13 protein-coding genes are annotated in these 14,602 nt (G+C 71.0%); all 13 read right to left on the bottom strand.

Annotated elements, in window-relative coordinates:
* Nucleotides 1–33: 33 nt before the first annotated feature.
* The 13 genes from ACIQCY_RS14275 to ACIQCY_RS14215 all read right to left on the bottom strand — a co-directional run bounded on the left by ACIQCY_RS14275 (nucleotide 34) and on the right by ACIQCY_RS14215 (nucleotide 14,487).
* Nucleotides 34–1,482, bottom strand: coding sequence for a S8 family serine peptidase (locus tag ACIQCY_RS14275; RefSeq protein ID WP_400484562.1), 1,449 nt, complete (start codon nucleotides 1,480–1,482; stop codon nucleotides 34–36).
* A gap of 4 nt (nucleotides 1,483–1,486) precedes the next feature.
* Nucleotides 1,487–2,431 carry an exopolyphosphatase gene (locus tag ACIQCY_RS14270; protein ID WP_400484561.1) on the bottom strand — a complete coding sequence of 315 codons (945 nt, stop codon included), beginning with the start codon at nucleotides 2,429–2,431 and terminating at the stop codon, nucleotides 1,487–1,489.
* On the bottom strand, nucleotides 2,431–3,135 hold the full coding sequence (locus ACIQCY_RS14265; protein ID WP_400484560.1) for a DUF501 domain-containing protein: 705 nt from the start codon (nucleotides 3,133–3,135) through the stop codon (nucleotides 2,431–2,433). Before ACIQCY_RS14265 ends, ACIQCY_RS14270 begins: the two co-directional genes overlap by 1 nt.
* A gap of 79 nt (nucleotides 3,136–3,214) precedes the next feature.
* Nucleotides 3,215–4,078: a septum formation initiator family protein gene (locus ACIQCY_RS14260; protein WP_400484559.1), complete on the bottom strand. Its 864-nt coding sequence runs from the start codon at nucleotides 4,076–4,078 to the stop codon at nucleotides 3,215–3,217.
* Between the two features lie 97 nt (nucleotides 4,079–4,175).
* Nucleotides 4,176–5,456, bottom strand: a complete 1,281-nt coding sequence (gene eno, locus ACIQCY_RS14255; RefSeq protein WP_400484558.1) for a phosphopyruvate hydratase — start codon at nucleotides 5,454–5,456, stop codon at nucleotides 4,176–4,178.
* Nucleotides 5,457–5,610: 154 nt separating this feature from the next.
* A complete protein-coding gene (locus tag ACIQCY_RS14250; RefSeq protein WP_400484557.1) occupies nucleotides 5,611–6,297 on the bottom strand; it encodes a MazG nucleotide pyrophosphohydrolase domain-containing protein in 687 nt (228 codons plus the stop codon).
* A gap of 20 nt (nucleotides 6,298–6,317) precedes the next feature.
* Complete coding sequence (locus tag ACIQCY_RS14245; protein WP_400484556.1) at nucleotides 6,318–7,475, bottom strand: adenosine deaminase; 1,158 nt, start codon at nucleotides 7,473–7,475, stop codon at nucleotides 6,318–6,320.
* A 24-nt stretch (nucleotides 7,476–7,499) separates the two neighbouring features.
* Nucleotides 7,500–8,183: a DedA family protein gene (locus ACIQCY_RS14240; RefSeq protein ID WP_400484555.1), complete on the bottom strand. Its 684-nt coding sequence runs from the start codon at nucleotides 8,181–8,183 to the stop codon at nucleotides 7,500–7,502.
* Nucleotides 8,184–8,443: 260 nt separating this feature from the next.
* A complete protein-coding gene (locus tag ACIQCY_RS14235; protein ID WP_400484554.1) occupies nucleotides 8,444–9,730 on the bottom strand; it encodes a thymidine phosphorylase in 1,287 nt (428 codons plus the stop codon).
* A 111-nt stretch (nucleotides 9,731–9,841) separates the two neighbouring features.
* The gene (locus ACIQCY_RS14230) at nucleotides 9,842–10,252 is read right to left on the bottom strand and encodes a cytidine deaminase (RefSeq protein ID WP_400484553.1); all 411 of its coding nucleotides are present in this window, start codon (nucleotides 10,250–10,252) and stop codon (nucleotides 9,842–9,844) included.
* 13 nt (nucleotides 10,253–10,265) lie between these two features.
* Nucleotides 10,266–11,552, bottom strand: coding sequence for an ABC transporter permease (locus ACIQCY_RS14225; protein WP_400484552.1), 1,287 nt, complete (start codon nucleotides 11,550–11,552; stop codon nucleotides 10,266–10,268).
* Nucleotides 11,549–12,946 (bottom strand): ABC transporter permease, encoded by a 1,398-nt coding sequence (locus ACIQCY_RS14220; RefSeq protein ID WP_400484551.1) that lies wholly within the window; start codon nucleotides 12,944–12,946, stop codon nucleotides 11,549–11,551. Before ACIQCY_RS14220 ends, ACIQCY_RS14225 begins: the two co-directional genes overlap by 4 nt.
* The gene (locus tag ACIQCY_RS14215) at nucleotides 12,943–14,487 is read right to left on the bottom strand and encodes an ABC transporter ATP-binding protein (RefSeq protein ID WP_400484550.1); all 1,545 of its coding nucleotides are present in this window, start codon (nucleotides 14,485–14,487) and stop codon (nucleotides 12,943–12,945) included. The genes ACIQCY_RS14220 and ACIQCY_RS14215 overlap by 4 nt, the downstream gene beginning before the upstream one ends.
* Nucleotides 14,488–14,602: the final 115 nt, after the last annotated feature.

The raw sequence follows: 14,602 nt of genomic DNA, 5'->3' as shown, positions 1-14,602 counted from the left end.
CCTCGATGCTACCGGACTTTGTGAAAATCTTCACTAGCTCGGAGGCGGGCCAGGAACCCCTTCCCGGCCCTGCTCGTCGCGGGCCTCCGGCACGCGGTCCATGCGCCCGGTGTCGTCGTCCTGGGGCACGGGTCGGCGCTTCCGCACGCGGGCCGTGTGCACGGCCCCGCCCAGCAGGACAGCGATCATCAGGCCCCCGAAACCGAGCACCACGAACGCGGACACGTCGTGCACCGGGGTGAGGGGATCCTCGGCCACGGGGGCCGGTGGTGCCGGGATGACCTCCGCCGGCGGCAGGCTGGGCTGAACCGGAGCCGCCTCGGGTGCCTGGCCCTCCCGCCGGTAGAGCTGGATCCACTCGGCCATGCTGCCGAGCCGGTTCTCGGCCGGCACGCTGATGTCGTCCCCCACGGCGGCGGCGACATCGAGCACGCCGTAGCCGTAGAGGGTGTCGAAGCCGGGTGGGCCGGCATCCCTGGCGGTGTCCACGATCCGGTTGACCACCTGTGCGGCCGAGAGGTCGGGGTACCTGGACCTGATCAGTGCGGCGACACCGGACACCAGGGGCGCCGCCCCGGACGTCCCGGACCAGTCGGCGTAGGAGCCGCCCGGCAGTCCGCCGACGAGGTTCTCGGACGGCGCGGCGACGGCGATGCTGATGCCCTCGCTGGACGCTTCCGCGCTGGCCACCCCCGCCCGGTCGAGTCCGGCCACGGCGAGGACGCCGGGGATGGTCGCGGGCGCGCCGACCTGCGCCAGGCCGCCGGCGCGGTTGCCGGCGGCCGCGACGATGACGACGTCGTTCTGCTCCGCGTACAGGAAGGCTTCGTCCCAGCTCTCGGGCCAGGCGGTACTGGTGCTGCCGAGGGACATGTTGATGACGTCGGCACCGTTGTCCACGGCCCAGCGGACGGCGTGGGGCACCTGCTCGTCCACCGGCACGCCGGCAGGATTCGGGCCGCTGTTCGAGCCCTCGATCCAGAGGGAGACGGCGAGCAGGTGGGCTTCGGGCGCGACGCCGACGATGCCGTCCGGCCCCCGCCCGTACTGGCTGTACGGCTCGGGCGGGGGCGTCGCGGCGGCAGTGCTCGCTCCGGAGGGTCGGGTGGCCGGCTGGGCGGGCTCCGGCTGGTCGGTGTGTCCGCGCCCGGCCAGGAGGGAGCCGACGAGGGTCCCGTGAGCCGGGACCTCGCCGATGCCGCGCTGTCCCCGAGGGTCCCCCGCTCCCGAGGCATCCGTCCCACCGATCACGGCCCCGGCGAGGTCGGGGTGGCTGCCGTCGATCCCGCTGTCGATCACGGCCACCGTGACACCCTCGCCCTGCGTGCTCTTCCAGGCCTCGGTGATCCCGTAGTCCTCGAGCCAGTACTCCTTGGCGCGGACCTCGTCCGCCGCCGCGGGCAGGGCTGCAGGCAGCAGGACGGCCAGGACGACGGCGGAAGCCGCCCCCGACCGCAGAGTCAGGCGCCCCGTGCTGCGCATCGGCTCAGCCGTTCCGCTCCGCGACGCTCAGCGCTATGCCGTCGAGGATGTCGTGCTCGCTGGTGATCGCACGGGTGACACGTCCGTCGGTCACGGCAGCGACCCGCTCCACGATCGACTTCCAGATCAGCGCGCCCGCCCCGATCACGTCCACGCGTCCCGGATGCATGTAGGGCAACGCGGCCCGCGCCGCGCGCGGCATGTGCAGGAGGTCCGACGCCGCCGCCGAGATCACCGCGATGGGCAGCTCCGATCCGTGGATGCGTTCCGCCTGGTACTCCGGCAGGTCGAGCGCATGCGCGGTCACCGTGGTGACGCTTCCGGCGACCCCGACGATCTTGGTGACGCGCTCCAGCGGGACTTCGGCCGCCGCCTCGTCCATCAGGCGCCCTACTTCGGCCTCCATGGCCTCGATCTGGTCCTCGTGCGGGGGGTTGTCCTTGAGGAAGCGCTCCGTGTAGCGCACGCAGCCCATGTCCGTGCTGCGTGCGGCGATCAGTCCGGCGGTGGTGCCCGCCACGAACTCCGTGCTCCCCCCGCCGAGATCGATCACCAGGACGGTCTCGTTCCCGCCCGTGGCGAGGACGCTCACCGCGCCGTCGAAGGACAGCTTCGCCTCCTCGTCCCCGGAGATGACCTCGGGTTCCACGCCGAGCCGGGAGCGGATGCCGTCGACGAAGTCCTGGCGGTTCTCGGCGTCGCGTGATGCGGAGGTGGCGACGAAGCGCACGGGCGGGTTGCCGTGCCGGTCGATGAGCTGTGCGTACTCCTCCGTGGCGGCGAAGGTGCGAGCGAGCGCCGCCTCGGACAGCCGTCCGGTCGCATCCACGCCCTCGCCGAGGCGGACCACGCGCATGAGGCGGACGACGTCGGTCAGGACGCCGTCCTCGACGTCCGCGATGAGGAGCCGGATGGAATTGGTCCCGCAGTCGATGGCAGCTGTGCGCATTACTTCTCCTCGCTGGTTGCGGTGGGGCCGGTCGCGGCGCTCCGTCGTGCCTCGCGCTTCGCCTCGAGCTCCTCGGGGCTCAGTCCCTGCGTCCGGGTGTGCCTGCTGAGGTCGGCGTCCGGCGCCTGGCCGGTGGTGTCCCACGCCCCCTCGCAGTAGCAGCGGTCGAGCGTCCACCACTGCGCGATGCGCTCGATCGCCTCGTCGCCGAGCGGGTTGACGCCGGGGCCGGCTGCGAGCGAATGGCCCACCAGCACGTGCAGGCACTTGACCCGCGTCGGCATCCCTCCGGCGGACACGCCGTCGATCTCGGGTACCGGGCCGGTGCCGGCGCGGGCCCCCACGGCGTCCCGCGCCGCGAGGTACGCCTCGTGCGCCGAGCGGTAGCGGGCGGCGAGGGCGGTGTCGGCGGAGAGCCGGCTGCTCATCTCGGTCATGACGCCGTCGGCCTCGAGGCGCGAGACGGCGGAGGTGATCACGGGGTGGCTGAGGTAGTAGGTCGTGGGGAAGGGGATGCCGTTCGACAGGCGCGGAGCCGTCGTGGCGACGAGCGGGTTGCCGCACACGCACCGGGCCCCGATCTCGACGACGTCCCGCACGGGCCGGCCGAGCTGGCGGCTGAGGACGTCGAGATCGCGTGCGCTCGGGGTCCTCGGATCCTGCCCCTGGTTGTCCTGGGCATCGTGCTGGTCCTGCTGGGTCACGCTGTTCCTTCCTGGTACGCCGCCGTGGGCGTACGGTTCACGGCGGGCGGCGGCACCGATGGTGCCTGTGGCCCGCCGCTCAATCTGTTGCTGCGCGCGCGACCGAGCTCCAGAGGGAATCCACCCAGGGGAGATCGGCAGGGTCCGTGGCGGAGCCCTCCCCAGTGCTCTCCTCGAGGCCGTCGGAGCCCTTGACCAGGTACCGGGTCTCCCCCGGCATCACGAGGAAGATGCGCTCCCGCGCCTGCTGCTTCACGAATGCGGGATCGTTCCAGCGCGCGAGCTCGGACTGGTAGTCGGCCTGTTCCTGCTGCTGCCGTGCGATGTCGGCTCGCAGCGCGTCGAGCTCGGACTGCTGCTGGAGGTACCTGCTCACGGACGGCGCGAGCAGCACGATCACGGCGATGAGGACGACGGCGAGGGCGAGCAACCGGCCGGAGAAGGACTTCGCCGGGATCGGGGTGGCTTCCTCGGCCGGCTGGATCGCGGAATCGACGCGCTTGGAGCCGAGCCGTCCACGACGGATGCTCCCCGCGAGCTGCGACCGTTCGGCCGCGCGGGCTTCCGAGGGGGACGCCGCTTTCGAGGCGCCCGGGCCGCTGGTCGCCCGGGGCGTGCCTGCCGGCGTCGTTCCGGCGGGGCTGCGCGGTGTACGCGCGTCCGGAGCGGCCGTGGCGCGGGGGTCCTTGGTCGCCGAGGGGCCGGCCGCGCGCGGGGCGGACGGCTTCCGGGGGGACGACCCGGCGGGCCGGGGTTGCGCCGGGCGCGCCGGGCCCGGCACGTGGCCGGTTCCCCGGGTGCCGGCGCCGGAGGGCGCCGGCGATCCGGAGCCCCTGGAACCGTGTGCAGGTGTCTGGCCCCTGTCCGTCCCGGGGGCCAGCCGTTCCTCCGCCGCAGGCGTCGGACGGCCGGCTCGCGGCACGTTGGGGCGGCGGGCAGTCATGAAGCTCCTCGTCAATGCTCTCGCGTATGGTCGCGTCGGGTCCCTCGCCGAACCCGTCTAACGAGGGTAACCGCCCTCCGCCTCAACTGAGGATCAACTATGCCGTGAAACGCGGGAAGGCGGCCCGGCCGGCGTAGCGTGCGGCGTCGTCGAGCTCCTCCTCGATGCGCAGCAGCTGGTTGTACTTCGCGACGCGCTCGCTGCGGGCGGGCGCACCGGTCTTGATCTGGCCGGCGTTCGTGGCCACACAGATGTCGGCGATCGTGGTGTCCTCGGTCTCGCCGGAGCGGTGCGAGGTGATCGTCGTGTAGCCGGCACGCTGCGCCATGGAGATGGCGTCGAGCGTCTCGGTCAGGGTGCCGATCTGGTTGACCTTCACCAGGAGCGAGTTCGCCGTCCCGTTCTGGATGCCCCTGGAGAGGCGCGTCGGGTTCGTGACGAACAGGTCGTCACCGACCAGCTGCACCTTGTCACCGATCGAGTCCGTGAGGTGCTTCCAGCCTTCCCAGTCCTCCTCGTCGAGGGGGTCCTCGATGGAGACCAGCGGGTAGTCGCGGACGAGCTCCACGTAGTAGGCGCTCATCTCCTCGGTGCTGAGGGACTTGCCCTCGAACTGGTAGGCGCCGTCCTTGTAGAACTCCGAGGCGGCGACGTCGAGTGCGAACGCGATGTCCGTCCCCGGGGTGTAGCCGGCGCGCTCGACCGCGGAGGTGATGAGGTCCAGCGCGTCACGGTTGGACGGCAGGTTCGGCGCGAAGCCGCCCTCGTCGCCGAGGCCGGTCGCCAGGCCCTTCTCCTTCAGCACGGCCTTGAGCTCGTGGTACACCTCGACGCCCCAGCGGAGGCCCTCGGAGTAGGACTGCGCGCCGAGCGGCACGATCATGAACTCCTGGACGTCGACGTCGGAGTCGGCGTGCGAGCCACCGTTGAGGATGTTCATGAGGGGAACGGGCAGGACATGCGCGTTCGGTCCGCCAAGGTAGCGGTAGAGCGGGAGGGCCGAGGACTCGGCCGCTGCGCGGGCGATCGCCAGGGAGACGCCCAGCATGGCATTGGCGCCCAGGTTCGACTTGTTCTCGGTGCCGTCCAGGTCGATCATCGCCTGGTCGATGGCGCGCTGGTCCGCGGCGTCGAAGCCGAGGAGGGCCGGCTGGATCTGCTCGATGACCGCCTCGACGGCCTGGAGGACGCCCTTCCCGAGGTAGCGGTCCTTCTCGCCGTCGCGGCGCTCGTTGGCCTCGAAGGCCCCGGTGGAGGCACCGGAGGGGACGGCCGCGCGGCCGAAGGTGTCGTCGTCGAGCAGGACCTCGACCTCGACCGTGGGGTTACCGCGGGAATCGAGGATTTCCCTCGCGTGGATGGCATCGATGATGGCCATGGATTTGCTCCTCTTCGTTGGAGTGTAGGGGTTCACATCTTGTTGGGACGTCTTTGTCAGAGCAACGGAGGTGTTGCTCCAGCCTAGTTCACGCAGTCACGGCCGTGGTGTGCATCACCCGGATGTGACGCCGCGGCCCCGTGTCCCGCGATGCTCACGCACCGTCGGGGACGCCCTGCTGGTAGTCCAGCACAGCACGGCGCAGTGCCCGCTCGGGATCGACACCGGCTGCGACGGCCCGGCGGACCACCTCCAGCAGCTCGCCGCCGATCTCGGCCTCTCCGGACCCGGCCCGGCCGTCACCGGCCTCCCCCGCGCGCTTGACCGTCTTGGCGGCGAAGGCGAGGGCGGGAAGGTGGCGGGGAATGCCGTCGAAGGGCGAGGTGCGGCCGGGCCGCTCCTGCTGCTTGACCGCCTGCCAGGTCGCCACGATCTCGTCCACCGATGCGGGGAAGGCGCCCTGCAGCGAGCCGTCCGGCCGGAACACGTGCGGGTTCCGGCGGACGAGCTTCGCCGTGAGCCCTTCCGCCACGTCGGCCAGCCCGAAGGAGCCCTGCTCGGCCTGCAGCTGCGCGTGGAGGACCACCTGGAACAGGACATCGCCGAGTTCACCGCGCAGCTCCCCGAGGAGGTGGGCGTCGGGTTCCCCGGACCGGGCGACGTCGTCGACGGCCTCGTAGAGCTCGTACGTCTCCTCCACCAGGTACTCGAGCAGGCCCGCGTGGTCCAGCGCGGCCGTCCACGGACAGTGGCGCCGCAGCAGGTCCACCACCTGGACGAGGCGATCGACCGCCGCGCCGGGGAGCGGTCCGGGTGCGGCGCCTGCCGCGGGCTCCGCCACCGGGTCCGCTCCCGCGTTCGTCAGGCGGACGCCTGGTCGGCAGCCCGGTCGAAGCTCACGGCGATGTGCTCGGCGAGCGCCTCGCGGTCCTCGAGCGGCAGGAAGGCGGCGTCGACGGCGTTGAGCGTGAGCTCCAGCAGGTCGCCCAGGTCGTAGCCGAAGGTGTCGACGAGCAGTTCGAACTCGCCCGTAAGGGTCACTCCGCTCATGAGCCGGTTGTCCGTGTTCACGGTGACCTTGAAGCCGAGCTGGTACAGCAGGTCAAAGGGGTGGGCGTCGATGGTGTTCCCGAAGGCCTCGACGGCACCGGTCTGCAGGTTGGACGACGGGCACAGCTCGAGCGGGATGCCCCGGTCGCGGACCCACGAGGCGAGGCGGCCGAGGTTCGCGATGCCGACTTCCTCGCCGTCCGCCGCCTCCTCGTCCGCGGATTCCTCGATCTCGATGTCCTCGGCGATGCGGACGCCGTGGCCGAGGCGCAGGGCCCGACCCGCGACGAGGGCGTCCTGGATGCTCTCCAGCCCGGCTGCCTCACCCGCGTGGACGGTCACCGGGAACTGCTCCGAGGCGAGGTACGTGAACGCCTCAGTGAAGCGCGACGGCAGGAAGCCGTTCTCCGCTCCGGCGATGTCGAAGCCGACGGCGCCGCGATCACGGTGGCGCACCGCGAGCTCCGCGATCTCCTGGCCGCGGTCGGCGTGGCGCATGGCGGTGATGAGCTGGCCCACCTGGATGAGGCGTCCGGCGGCGATGGCCGCGGCGGCGCCCGCCTCCAGGCCCTCCTGCACGGCCTCGACGGCCTCGTCGAGCGTCAGCCCCTTCTGCGTGTGCTGCTCGGGTGCCCAGCGCACCTCGCCGTAGACCACGCCGTCGAGCGCGAGGTCCTCCACGAACTCTTTGGCCACCCGAATGAGGCCCTCGCGCGTCTGCATGACGGCGATGGTGTGGTCGAAGGTCTCGAGGTACCGCTCGAGCGAGCCGGAGTCCGCGGACTCGCGGAACCAGCGCCCGAGGGACTCGGCATCCGACGCCGGCAGTTCGTGGCCGATCCCGGCGGCGAGTTCGAGGATGGTGGCCGGCCGCAGGCCGCCGTCGAGGTGGTCGTGCAGCGAGATCTTCGGCAGGGTCTGGATGTCGATGGCAGCGTCGGAGACGGCGTCGTTCTGGGTGTGGGTCACGCTGCCAAGCCTACGCGATGCGCCTCACGAGGGGCTCGTCTCCCGGACCGGCCCGGCCTCCTCCTGGACCTCCTCGAGGGAGGCCCGGAGCGGCGTCGCCCCACGGACCAGTGCGATCACGCGGTCCACGACGAAGCCGATGCCGACGGCGATCCCGACGGCCACGGCGACACCGAGCAGGTGGTTGTGCTCGAACCAGGTCCCGGCGACGGCGCCGATACCCACCGAGTAGCCCGCCCACACCGTCCCGGAGAGCGCCGTGAGGGCCACGAAGCGGCGCCGCGAGTAGCCGGTCGCCCCGGCCGTCAGGTTGACGGCCACGCGCCCGATCGGGATGAAGCGCGCCACGAGGATCAGCGACGCGGCCCTCTTCGAGAGTTCGGTGCCCGCCCAGCTGAAGGACCGCTGCACCCGGGGCCGCCTCATCCAGCGGAACCGGGTGGTACCGATCCCCCGGCCGATCCCGTAGGCGACGTTGTCGCCGAGGAACGCGCCCAGGGCTGCGACGAGGATCAGCAGCCACGGGTTCGGGACGCCCTGCGTGATGACGAGGGACGCGAGCCCCACGACGACGGATTCGCTGGGGAACGGCGGGAAGAACCCGTCCACCACACAGCAGACGAGGACGAGGAGGTACACCCAGGGTTGCTCGGCAGCGGCGAGCACGAACCCGCTGATGCCGTCGAGTGCGCTGGTCATCGCGTCCATCCGGGGTTCCTCCGCTCGTCCGCCCCGCGTGTCCGCATCCCTGGACGGGAACGGAAGCGGAAACCGGGGCCCGACGCCGGAGTGCCGCGGTTCCGGTCGAACCGCGATGCGTCACCCTGCGCCTGCCTTCGACGCTACCGGCGGGCCCCCGGCCGGGTCGTCGCCCTTGTGGGCGACCTGCGCCGCGGCGGGCCTCACCCCATGGGATGAGGCCCACGGGCCGTGCCCCTAGGGGGTTTCCCCGGTCACGGCCGGTACGGCTAGGCGATGCGGTCGATGATGAGCTGATGTGCCGGGCGTGATCCTTCCGGAGCGATCACGACGGCATCGGCCAGGGCCTCGCGGGCTCGGTCGAACTTGTCCGGCGTATCGGTGAGCAGCGTCATGAGCGGCTCGCCGGCCCGCACGTGGGCGCCGGGCTTCGCGTGCAGCCGCACGCCCGCGCCTGCCTGCACCTGGTCCTCCTTGCGGGCGCGGCCGGCACCGAGACGCCATGCCGCGATGCCGACCGAGAGCGCGTCGAGTCCCACGAGGACGCCGTCGGCCGGTGCGAGGATCACCTCGGACTCCTTCGCGACCGGCAGCGCGGCGCGGGGATCCCCGCCCTGTGCCTCGATCATCCTGTTCCACACGTCCATCGCGCGGCCGTCCCTCAGCGCGGCCGCGGGATCGGCGTCGTGCACCCCGGCGCAGGCCAGCATCTCCTCCGCGAGGCGCACGGTGAGCTCGACGACGTCGGCCGGCCCGCCGCCCGCGAGCACCTCCACGGATTCCTCGACCTCGATGGCGTTGCCGGCGGTGAGGCCGAGCGGGGTGCTCATGTCGGTGAGGAGCGCCACGGTGTTGACGCCGGCGTCCTTGCCGAGCGCCACCATGGTCTCGGCGAGCTCGCGCGCCTGGTCGAGGTCCTTCATGAACGCGCCGCTGCCGACCTTCACGTCCAGGACGAGCGAACCGGTCCCCTCGGCGATCTTCTTGCTCATGATCGAGGACGCGATGAGTGGGATGGCCTCCACGGTGCCGGTGACGTCGCGCAGGGCGTAGAGCTTCTTGTCGGCGGGCGCGAGGCCGGTGCCTGCGGCGCAGATGACGGCGCCCACCTCCGCGAGCTGCCGCATCATGTCGTCGTTGCTGAGGTGTGCCTGCCAGCCGGGGATGGACTCGAGCTTGTCGAGGGTTCCTCCGGTGTGGCCGAGCCCGCGCCCGGAGAGCTGCGGGACCGCCACGCCGAACACGGCGACCAGTGGCGCGAGCGGCAGTGTGATCTTGTCACCCACGCCGCCGGTGGAGTGCTTGTCGCTGGTCGGGCGACCGAGCGAGGAGAAGTCCATGCGCTCCCCCGAGGCGATCATGGCCGCCGTCCAGCGGGAGATCTCTGCCCGGTCCATGCCGTTGAGCAGGATCGCCATGTTGAGGGCCGCCATCTGCTCGTCGGCGATGACGCCGCGCGTGTAGGCGTCGATGGTCCAGTCGATCTGCTCGGGGCTCAGCGTGCCCCTGTCACGCTTGGTTCGGATGATGTCGACGGCGTCGAAGGCTTCGGTCATGGCGGATCCTCGGGTTGTTCGGATGACCGTCCGGCTCCTCGTGGGCTCCGCACGGTCTCGGTGGTTCGGACTGGACGGGAGGGGCGCGGCCCGTGCGGCCGCGCCCCCGGGTCAGGCGAGGTGCTGCGGGCCGAAGGCGTCCGGCAGGACCTCGTCCATGGTGCGGATGCCGCTCACCGTCATGAGCACCATCTCCGGCGCCCTGAACTCGTAGAGCAACTGGCGGCAACGCCCGCACGGCATGAGGGTATTGCCCTCGCCGTCCACGCAGCTGAAGGCCCGGATGCGCCCGCCGCCGCTCATGGCCAGCGCGCTGACGAGCGCGCACTCGGCGCACAGGGTCAGGCCGTAGGAGGCGTTCTCCACGTTGCAGCCGGAGATGATCCGGCCGTCGTCGAGCAGTGCCGCAGCTCCCACGGGGTACTTCGAATAGGGGACGTAGGCGCGTTCCATCGCGTCCCTCGCCGTGGCGGCGAGCTCGTCCCAGGGGATCTCGTTCTCGGGGATCTCGTTCTCGGTCATGCTGCTGAGCCTCCTAGCCCTTGATGTACGGGATGCCGCTGGCTCCCGGTGCCCTCGAGCGGCCCACGAGGCCCGCGACCGCGAAGACCGTCACCACGTAGGGCAGCATGCGCAGGAACTGGTCCGGCACCGGCGTGCCGAGCAGGCTCAGCACGTTGGACAGGTTGGTGGCGAAGCCGAACAGCAGGGCCGCGAAGAACGCGCCGATCGGATTCCAGCGCCCGAAGATGAGCGCTGCCAGGGCGATGTAGCCCTGGCCCGCCGTCATGTCGCGGCCGAAGCCGGAGACGGCCACGAGCGTGAAGAAGGACCCGCCGATGCCCGCCACGACGCCGGCGAGCAGCACGTTCATGAAGCGCATCCGGTTGACGTTCACGCCCAGGGTGTCCGCCGCCTTCGGGTGCTCGCCGACGGCGCGCGTCCGCAGGCCCCAGCGCGAGTGGTAGAGCGCCACGTAGACCACGGCGACCGCGACGTACATCAGGTAGCCGACGATGGTCTGCTGGAACAGGATCGGGCCGATCACCGGGATGTCCGCGAGCAGCGGGATCTCGATCACGGGCAGGCGCGGCGGCGAGTTCCACCGTTCCGCGTCCTCGCTCAGCACGGCGGAGAACAGGAAGCCCGTGAGACCGGAGACGAGCACGTTCAGCACCACGCCGACGATCACCTGGTTCACCACGTACCGGATGCTGAAGACGGCCAGGACGAGGGACACGAGGACGCCGGCGACCGCCGCCGCCAGGAGCCCCACGACGGCGCTGCCCGAGAGCGATCCGGCCACCGCTGCGGCGAAGGCCCCGAAGAGGAGCTGTCCCTCGATGGCGATGTTGACCACGCCGGACCGCTCGCAGAGCACGCCCGAGAGCGAACCGAAGATCAGCGGGACCGCGAGGGTCACCGACCCCGCGAGGAGCCCGTAGAGGGCGACGTTCGGGGTGCGCGCGCTGCCGACCACCCAGGTGAGGAAGGCGACGAGGAACAGGACGGCGAACACCGCCAGAACCCAGGCGGGTACCTTCCGCCCCGAGCGGGTGCGGAGGATCGCGAGGACGGCGAGGCCGAGCATCGCCAGGGCCGCGATCCACCCGATCACCGGGGCGGAGACCACGATCGACGGAAGGACGATCGGATCGTTCTCCTCGGAGAGCCTGAACGTGACGTCGTTGCCCGGTGCGCCGAGCGCGAAGACGAGGAGGGCGAAGAGGGCGACGACGGAGAGGATGATCGGATTCTTCCAACTCCGTACGTTCGCCTCGCCGGCGCCGCGGACGGGCGCCGTGGTGGTTGCTGTGCTCATGCTGCTGCTCCGGTCGAGGCTGGCGTGCGGGTCGTGGAGCCGCCCTTGCCGGCGCGCGTGGCTCCGGGCGTGGGGAGGCGGAACAGCGCGCGGACGAGCGGGGGCGCTGCGATGAAGAGGACGATCAGCGACTGCACCACGAGGACGATATCGATGCTCGTACCCGTCGAGGCCTGCATGGTGACTCCCCCGGCGCGGAAGGCGCCGAAGAGGATGCCCGCCGCGAACGTCCCCCACGGCGAGGAGCGTCCGAGGAGTGCGACGGTGATGGCGTCGAAGCCGAAGCTCGCGGCGACACCCGATGTCAGCACCTTCTCCGTCCCGGCCACCTGGGCCACTCCGGCGAGGCCCGCGAGGGCACCGGCGATGGCCATGGCGAGGATGTAGCCCTTGCTGACATTGACGCCGGCGGTGCGGGCCGCGCTCGCGTTGGCGCCGACCGCCCGCAGCTCGAAGCCCACGGTGGAGCGGTTGAGCAGCCACCACACGAAGACGGTGGCGAGCACCGCGACGACGAAGCCCCAGTGCAGGCGGAAGGCCGGACCGAGGAGCGGCGGGTACAGGGCCGTCGCGTCGAGCTGCGGACTGATCGGGTTCGTCGAGCCGGGGCGCTGGAACGCGGGAGTGCTGAGGAAGTAGAGCACGAGGTTCGTCGCGATGTAGTTGAACATGATGGTGAGGATGACCTCGTGGGCGCCGGTGCGGGCCTTGAGGAGTCCCACCAGGCCCGCCCAGACGGCGCCTCCGACCATGCCCGCGAGGATCACGAGCAGCAGGTGGATGCCGACGGGCAGGTGCAGCGTGAAACCGACCCAGCCCGCGAAGGTCGCGCCGATCAGGATCTGACCCTGCGCGCCGATGTTGAAGAGACCCGCTCGGAAGGCGAGCGCCACGCCGAGCCCCGCGCAGATGAGCGGCGTCGCCACGGTCAGGGTCTGCGTCAGCGGGTAGATCATCCGGGTGAAGGAGTCCCCCTCGAAGTTGAAGACCGAGCCCTGGAAGAGCGCGATGTACGCACCCGATGCGGCGGTCCATGCGGCGCCGAGGGTGTCCTGGGGCCGGCTGAAGAAGTACGACGACGCCCGCGCCACGTTCTGGTCCGTCACCGCGATGAGGAGGCCACCGAGGATCAGGGAGAGGACCACGGACAGGAAGGCGACGAGCGCGTTCCCCGTCATGATGCGCTGCAGGAGCGTCGACTCGGGCGAGGGACCGGCGCCGAGACCGGCGGCCGTCGCGGGAACGGCGGGAGGCGGGAGCTCACCGCCCGCCGTCTCGACGGCGTTCTCGAGGCGCACCTCGTCCTGGCGAGCGCTGTCCTTCGCTTCCCGGCGGGTCGGCCGCACGTCGCCGTCGTTGGCCGGGGGTACCGGCCGGTCGTCCTGCGGGGTCACAGGTTTCCTCCTTGAACGTCGTGTGCCTGCGCGAGCGCTTCGTCGGCGGGCATGCCGGCCATCATGAGGCCGAGGACATCGCGCGACACGTCGCCGGGCACGATGCCCATGAGGCGGCCGCGGTAGAGCACGGCGATCCGGTCGGCCAGTTCCAGGACCTCGTCGAGTTCCGTGGAGACGATGATGACGGGCGTCCCGCCGTCGCGCTCCGCGACGATGCGTCGGTGCAGGAACTCGATGGATCCGACGTCGACGCCGCGGGTGGGCTGCGAGGCGATGAACAGTTTGAGCGGCCGCGAGAACTCACGGGCCATGACGACCTTCTGCTGGTTGCCGCCGGAGAGCGTGCCGGCCGCCGCGGAGGCCGACTGCGTGCGGACGTCGTACTCGGCGATCTTCTCGTCGGCGTTCTTCTGGATGGCCGACGGCGACATGGACAGGCCGCGCGCGAAGGGGGCGTCGTCGTACCGGTTGAGGATGAGGTTCTCGGCGACGGAGAACGTGCCGACGAGGCCCTCGACGCTGCGGTCCTCCGGGACGAACCCGACGCCGGCGTGGATGATGTCCTTGACCCTGCGGCCCACGAGCTCCTCGCCGCCGAGGGTGATGGAGCCCGTGACGTGGTCCTGGAGTCCCATGATGGCCTCGGTGAGCTCGGTCTGGCCGTTGCCCTGCACGCCCGCGACCGCGAGGATCTCCCCCTGCGCGACGTCGAAGCTCAGGCCGTCCACCACGCGCTGGCCGTTGGCGGCCTGGACCGTGAGGTCCCGGACCCGGAAGGTCACCTCGCCGCGCACGGCGGGCTTCTTGTCGAGCGTGAGGCTGACCGAGCGTCCCACCATGAGGGACGCGAGCTCGGTGGTCGGGGCGCTCGGGTCGGCCGTTCCGACCACCCTGCCGCGCCGGATCACGGTGATGACGTCGGACACGGCCTTGACCTCGCGCAGCTTGTGGGAGATGAAGACGATCGACTTCCCGTCGGCCTTCAGCTGCGCCATGATCCCGAGGAGCTCGTCCGTCTCCTTCGGCGTCAGCACCGCGGTCGGTTCGTCGAGGATCAGCACCTCGGCGTCCCGGACGAGCGCCTTGATGATCTCGACGCGCTGCTGCACTCCGACCGGGAGGTCCTCGACCACGGCGTCGGGATCGACGTCGAACCCGTACTGGTCCGAGATCTGCCGGATGCGCGTGCGCGTCTCCTGCAGGTTCAGCATGCCGCCCGCCTTCGTGGCCTCGTTGCCCAGCGCGACGTTCTCTGCCACGGTGAAGACCGGCACGAGCATGAAGTGCTGGTGCACCATGCCGATGCCCGCAGCCATCGCGTCACCCGGGCCCTTGAAGGTCACGGGCTTGTCGTTGACGAGGATCTCGCCCTCGGTCGGGTCGTACAGTCCGTACAGCACGTTCATGAGCGTGGACTTGCCGGCCCCGTTCTCACCGAGCAGGCTGTGGACCTGCCCGGGTTCCACCACGAGGTCGATGGAATCGTTGGCGACGAGCGATCCGAAGCGCTTCGTGATGCCGATCAGTTCGAGTTTCACAACCCAGCCAGCCTGTTCTGTTCTGTTGTCTCCGTGGAGGTCATCGGAAAGGATACCGGCTGCGGCTTCGGGGCACGCATCCGGTCCGAACGCAAACCGCCTTCCTCCCGGCGGG

Source organism: Arthrobacter sp. NPDC092385, from assembly GCF_044755105.1.
Classification (GTDB): domain Bacteria; phylum Actinomycetota; class Actinomycetes; order Actinomycetales; family Micrococcaceae; genus Arthrobacter_D.
Note: the sequence above shows the minus strand (reverse complement) of the source record. Positions and strands in the feature narration are given on the sequence as shown.

Excerpts from the sequence above, each read along its gene's own strand:
- ACIQCY_RS14275 (WP_400484562.1), bottom strand. The coding sequence starts at position 1,482 with ATGCGCAGCACGGGGCGCCTGACTCTGCGGTCGGGGGCGGCTTCCGCC.
- ACIQCY_RS14270 (WP_400484561.1), bottom strand. The coding sequence starts at position 2,431 with ATGCGCACAGCTGCCATCGACTGCGGGACCAATTCCATCCGGCTCCTC.
- ACIQCY_RS14260 (WP_400484559.1), bottom strand. The coding sequence starts at position 4,078 with ATGACTGCCCGCCGCCCCAACGTGCCGCGAGCCGGCCGTCCGACGCCT.
- eno (WP_400484558.1), bottom strand. The coding sequence starts at position 5,456 with ATGGCCATCATCGATGCCATCCACGCGAGGGAAATCCTCGATTCCCGC.
- ACIQCY_RS14240 (WP_400484555.1), bottom strand. The coding sequence starts at position 8,183 with ATGGACGCGATGACCAGCGCACTCGACGGCATCAGCGGGTTCGTGCTC.
- ACIQCY_RS14235 (WP_400484554.1), bottom strand. The coding sequence starts at position 9,730 with ATGACCGAAGCCTTCGACGCCGTCGACATCATCCGAACCAAGCGTGAC.
- ACIQCY_RS14230 (WP_400484553.1), bottom strand. The coding sequence starts at position 10,252 with ATGACCGAGAACGAGATCCCCGAGAACGAGATCCCCTGGGACGAGCTC.
- ACIQCY_RS14225 (WP_400484552.1), bottom strand. The coding sequence starts at position 11,552 with ATGAGCACAGCAACCACCACGGCGCCCGTCCGCGGCGCCGGCGAGGCG.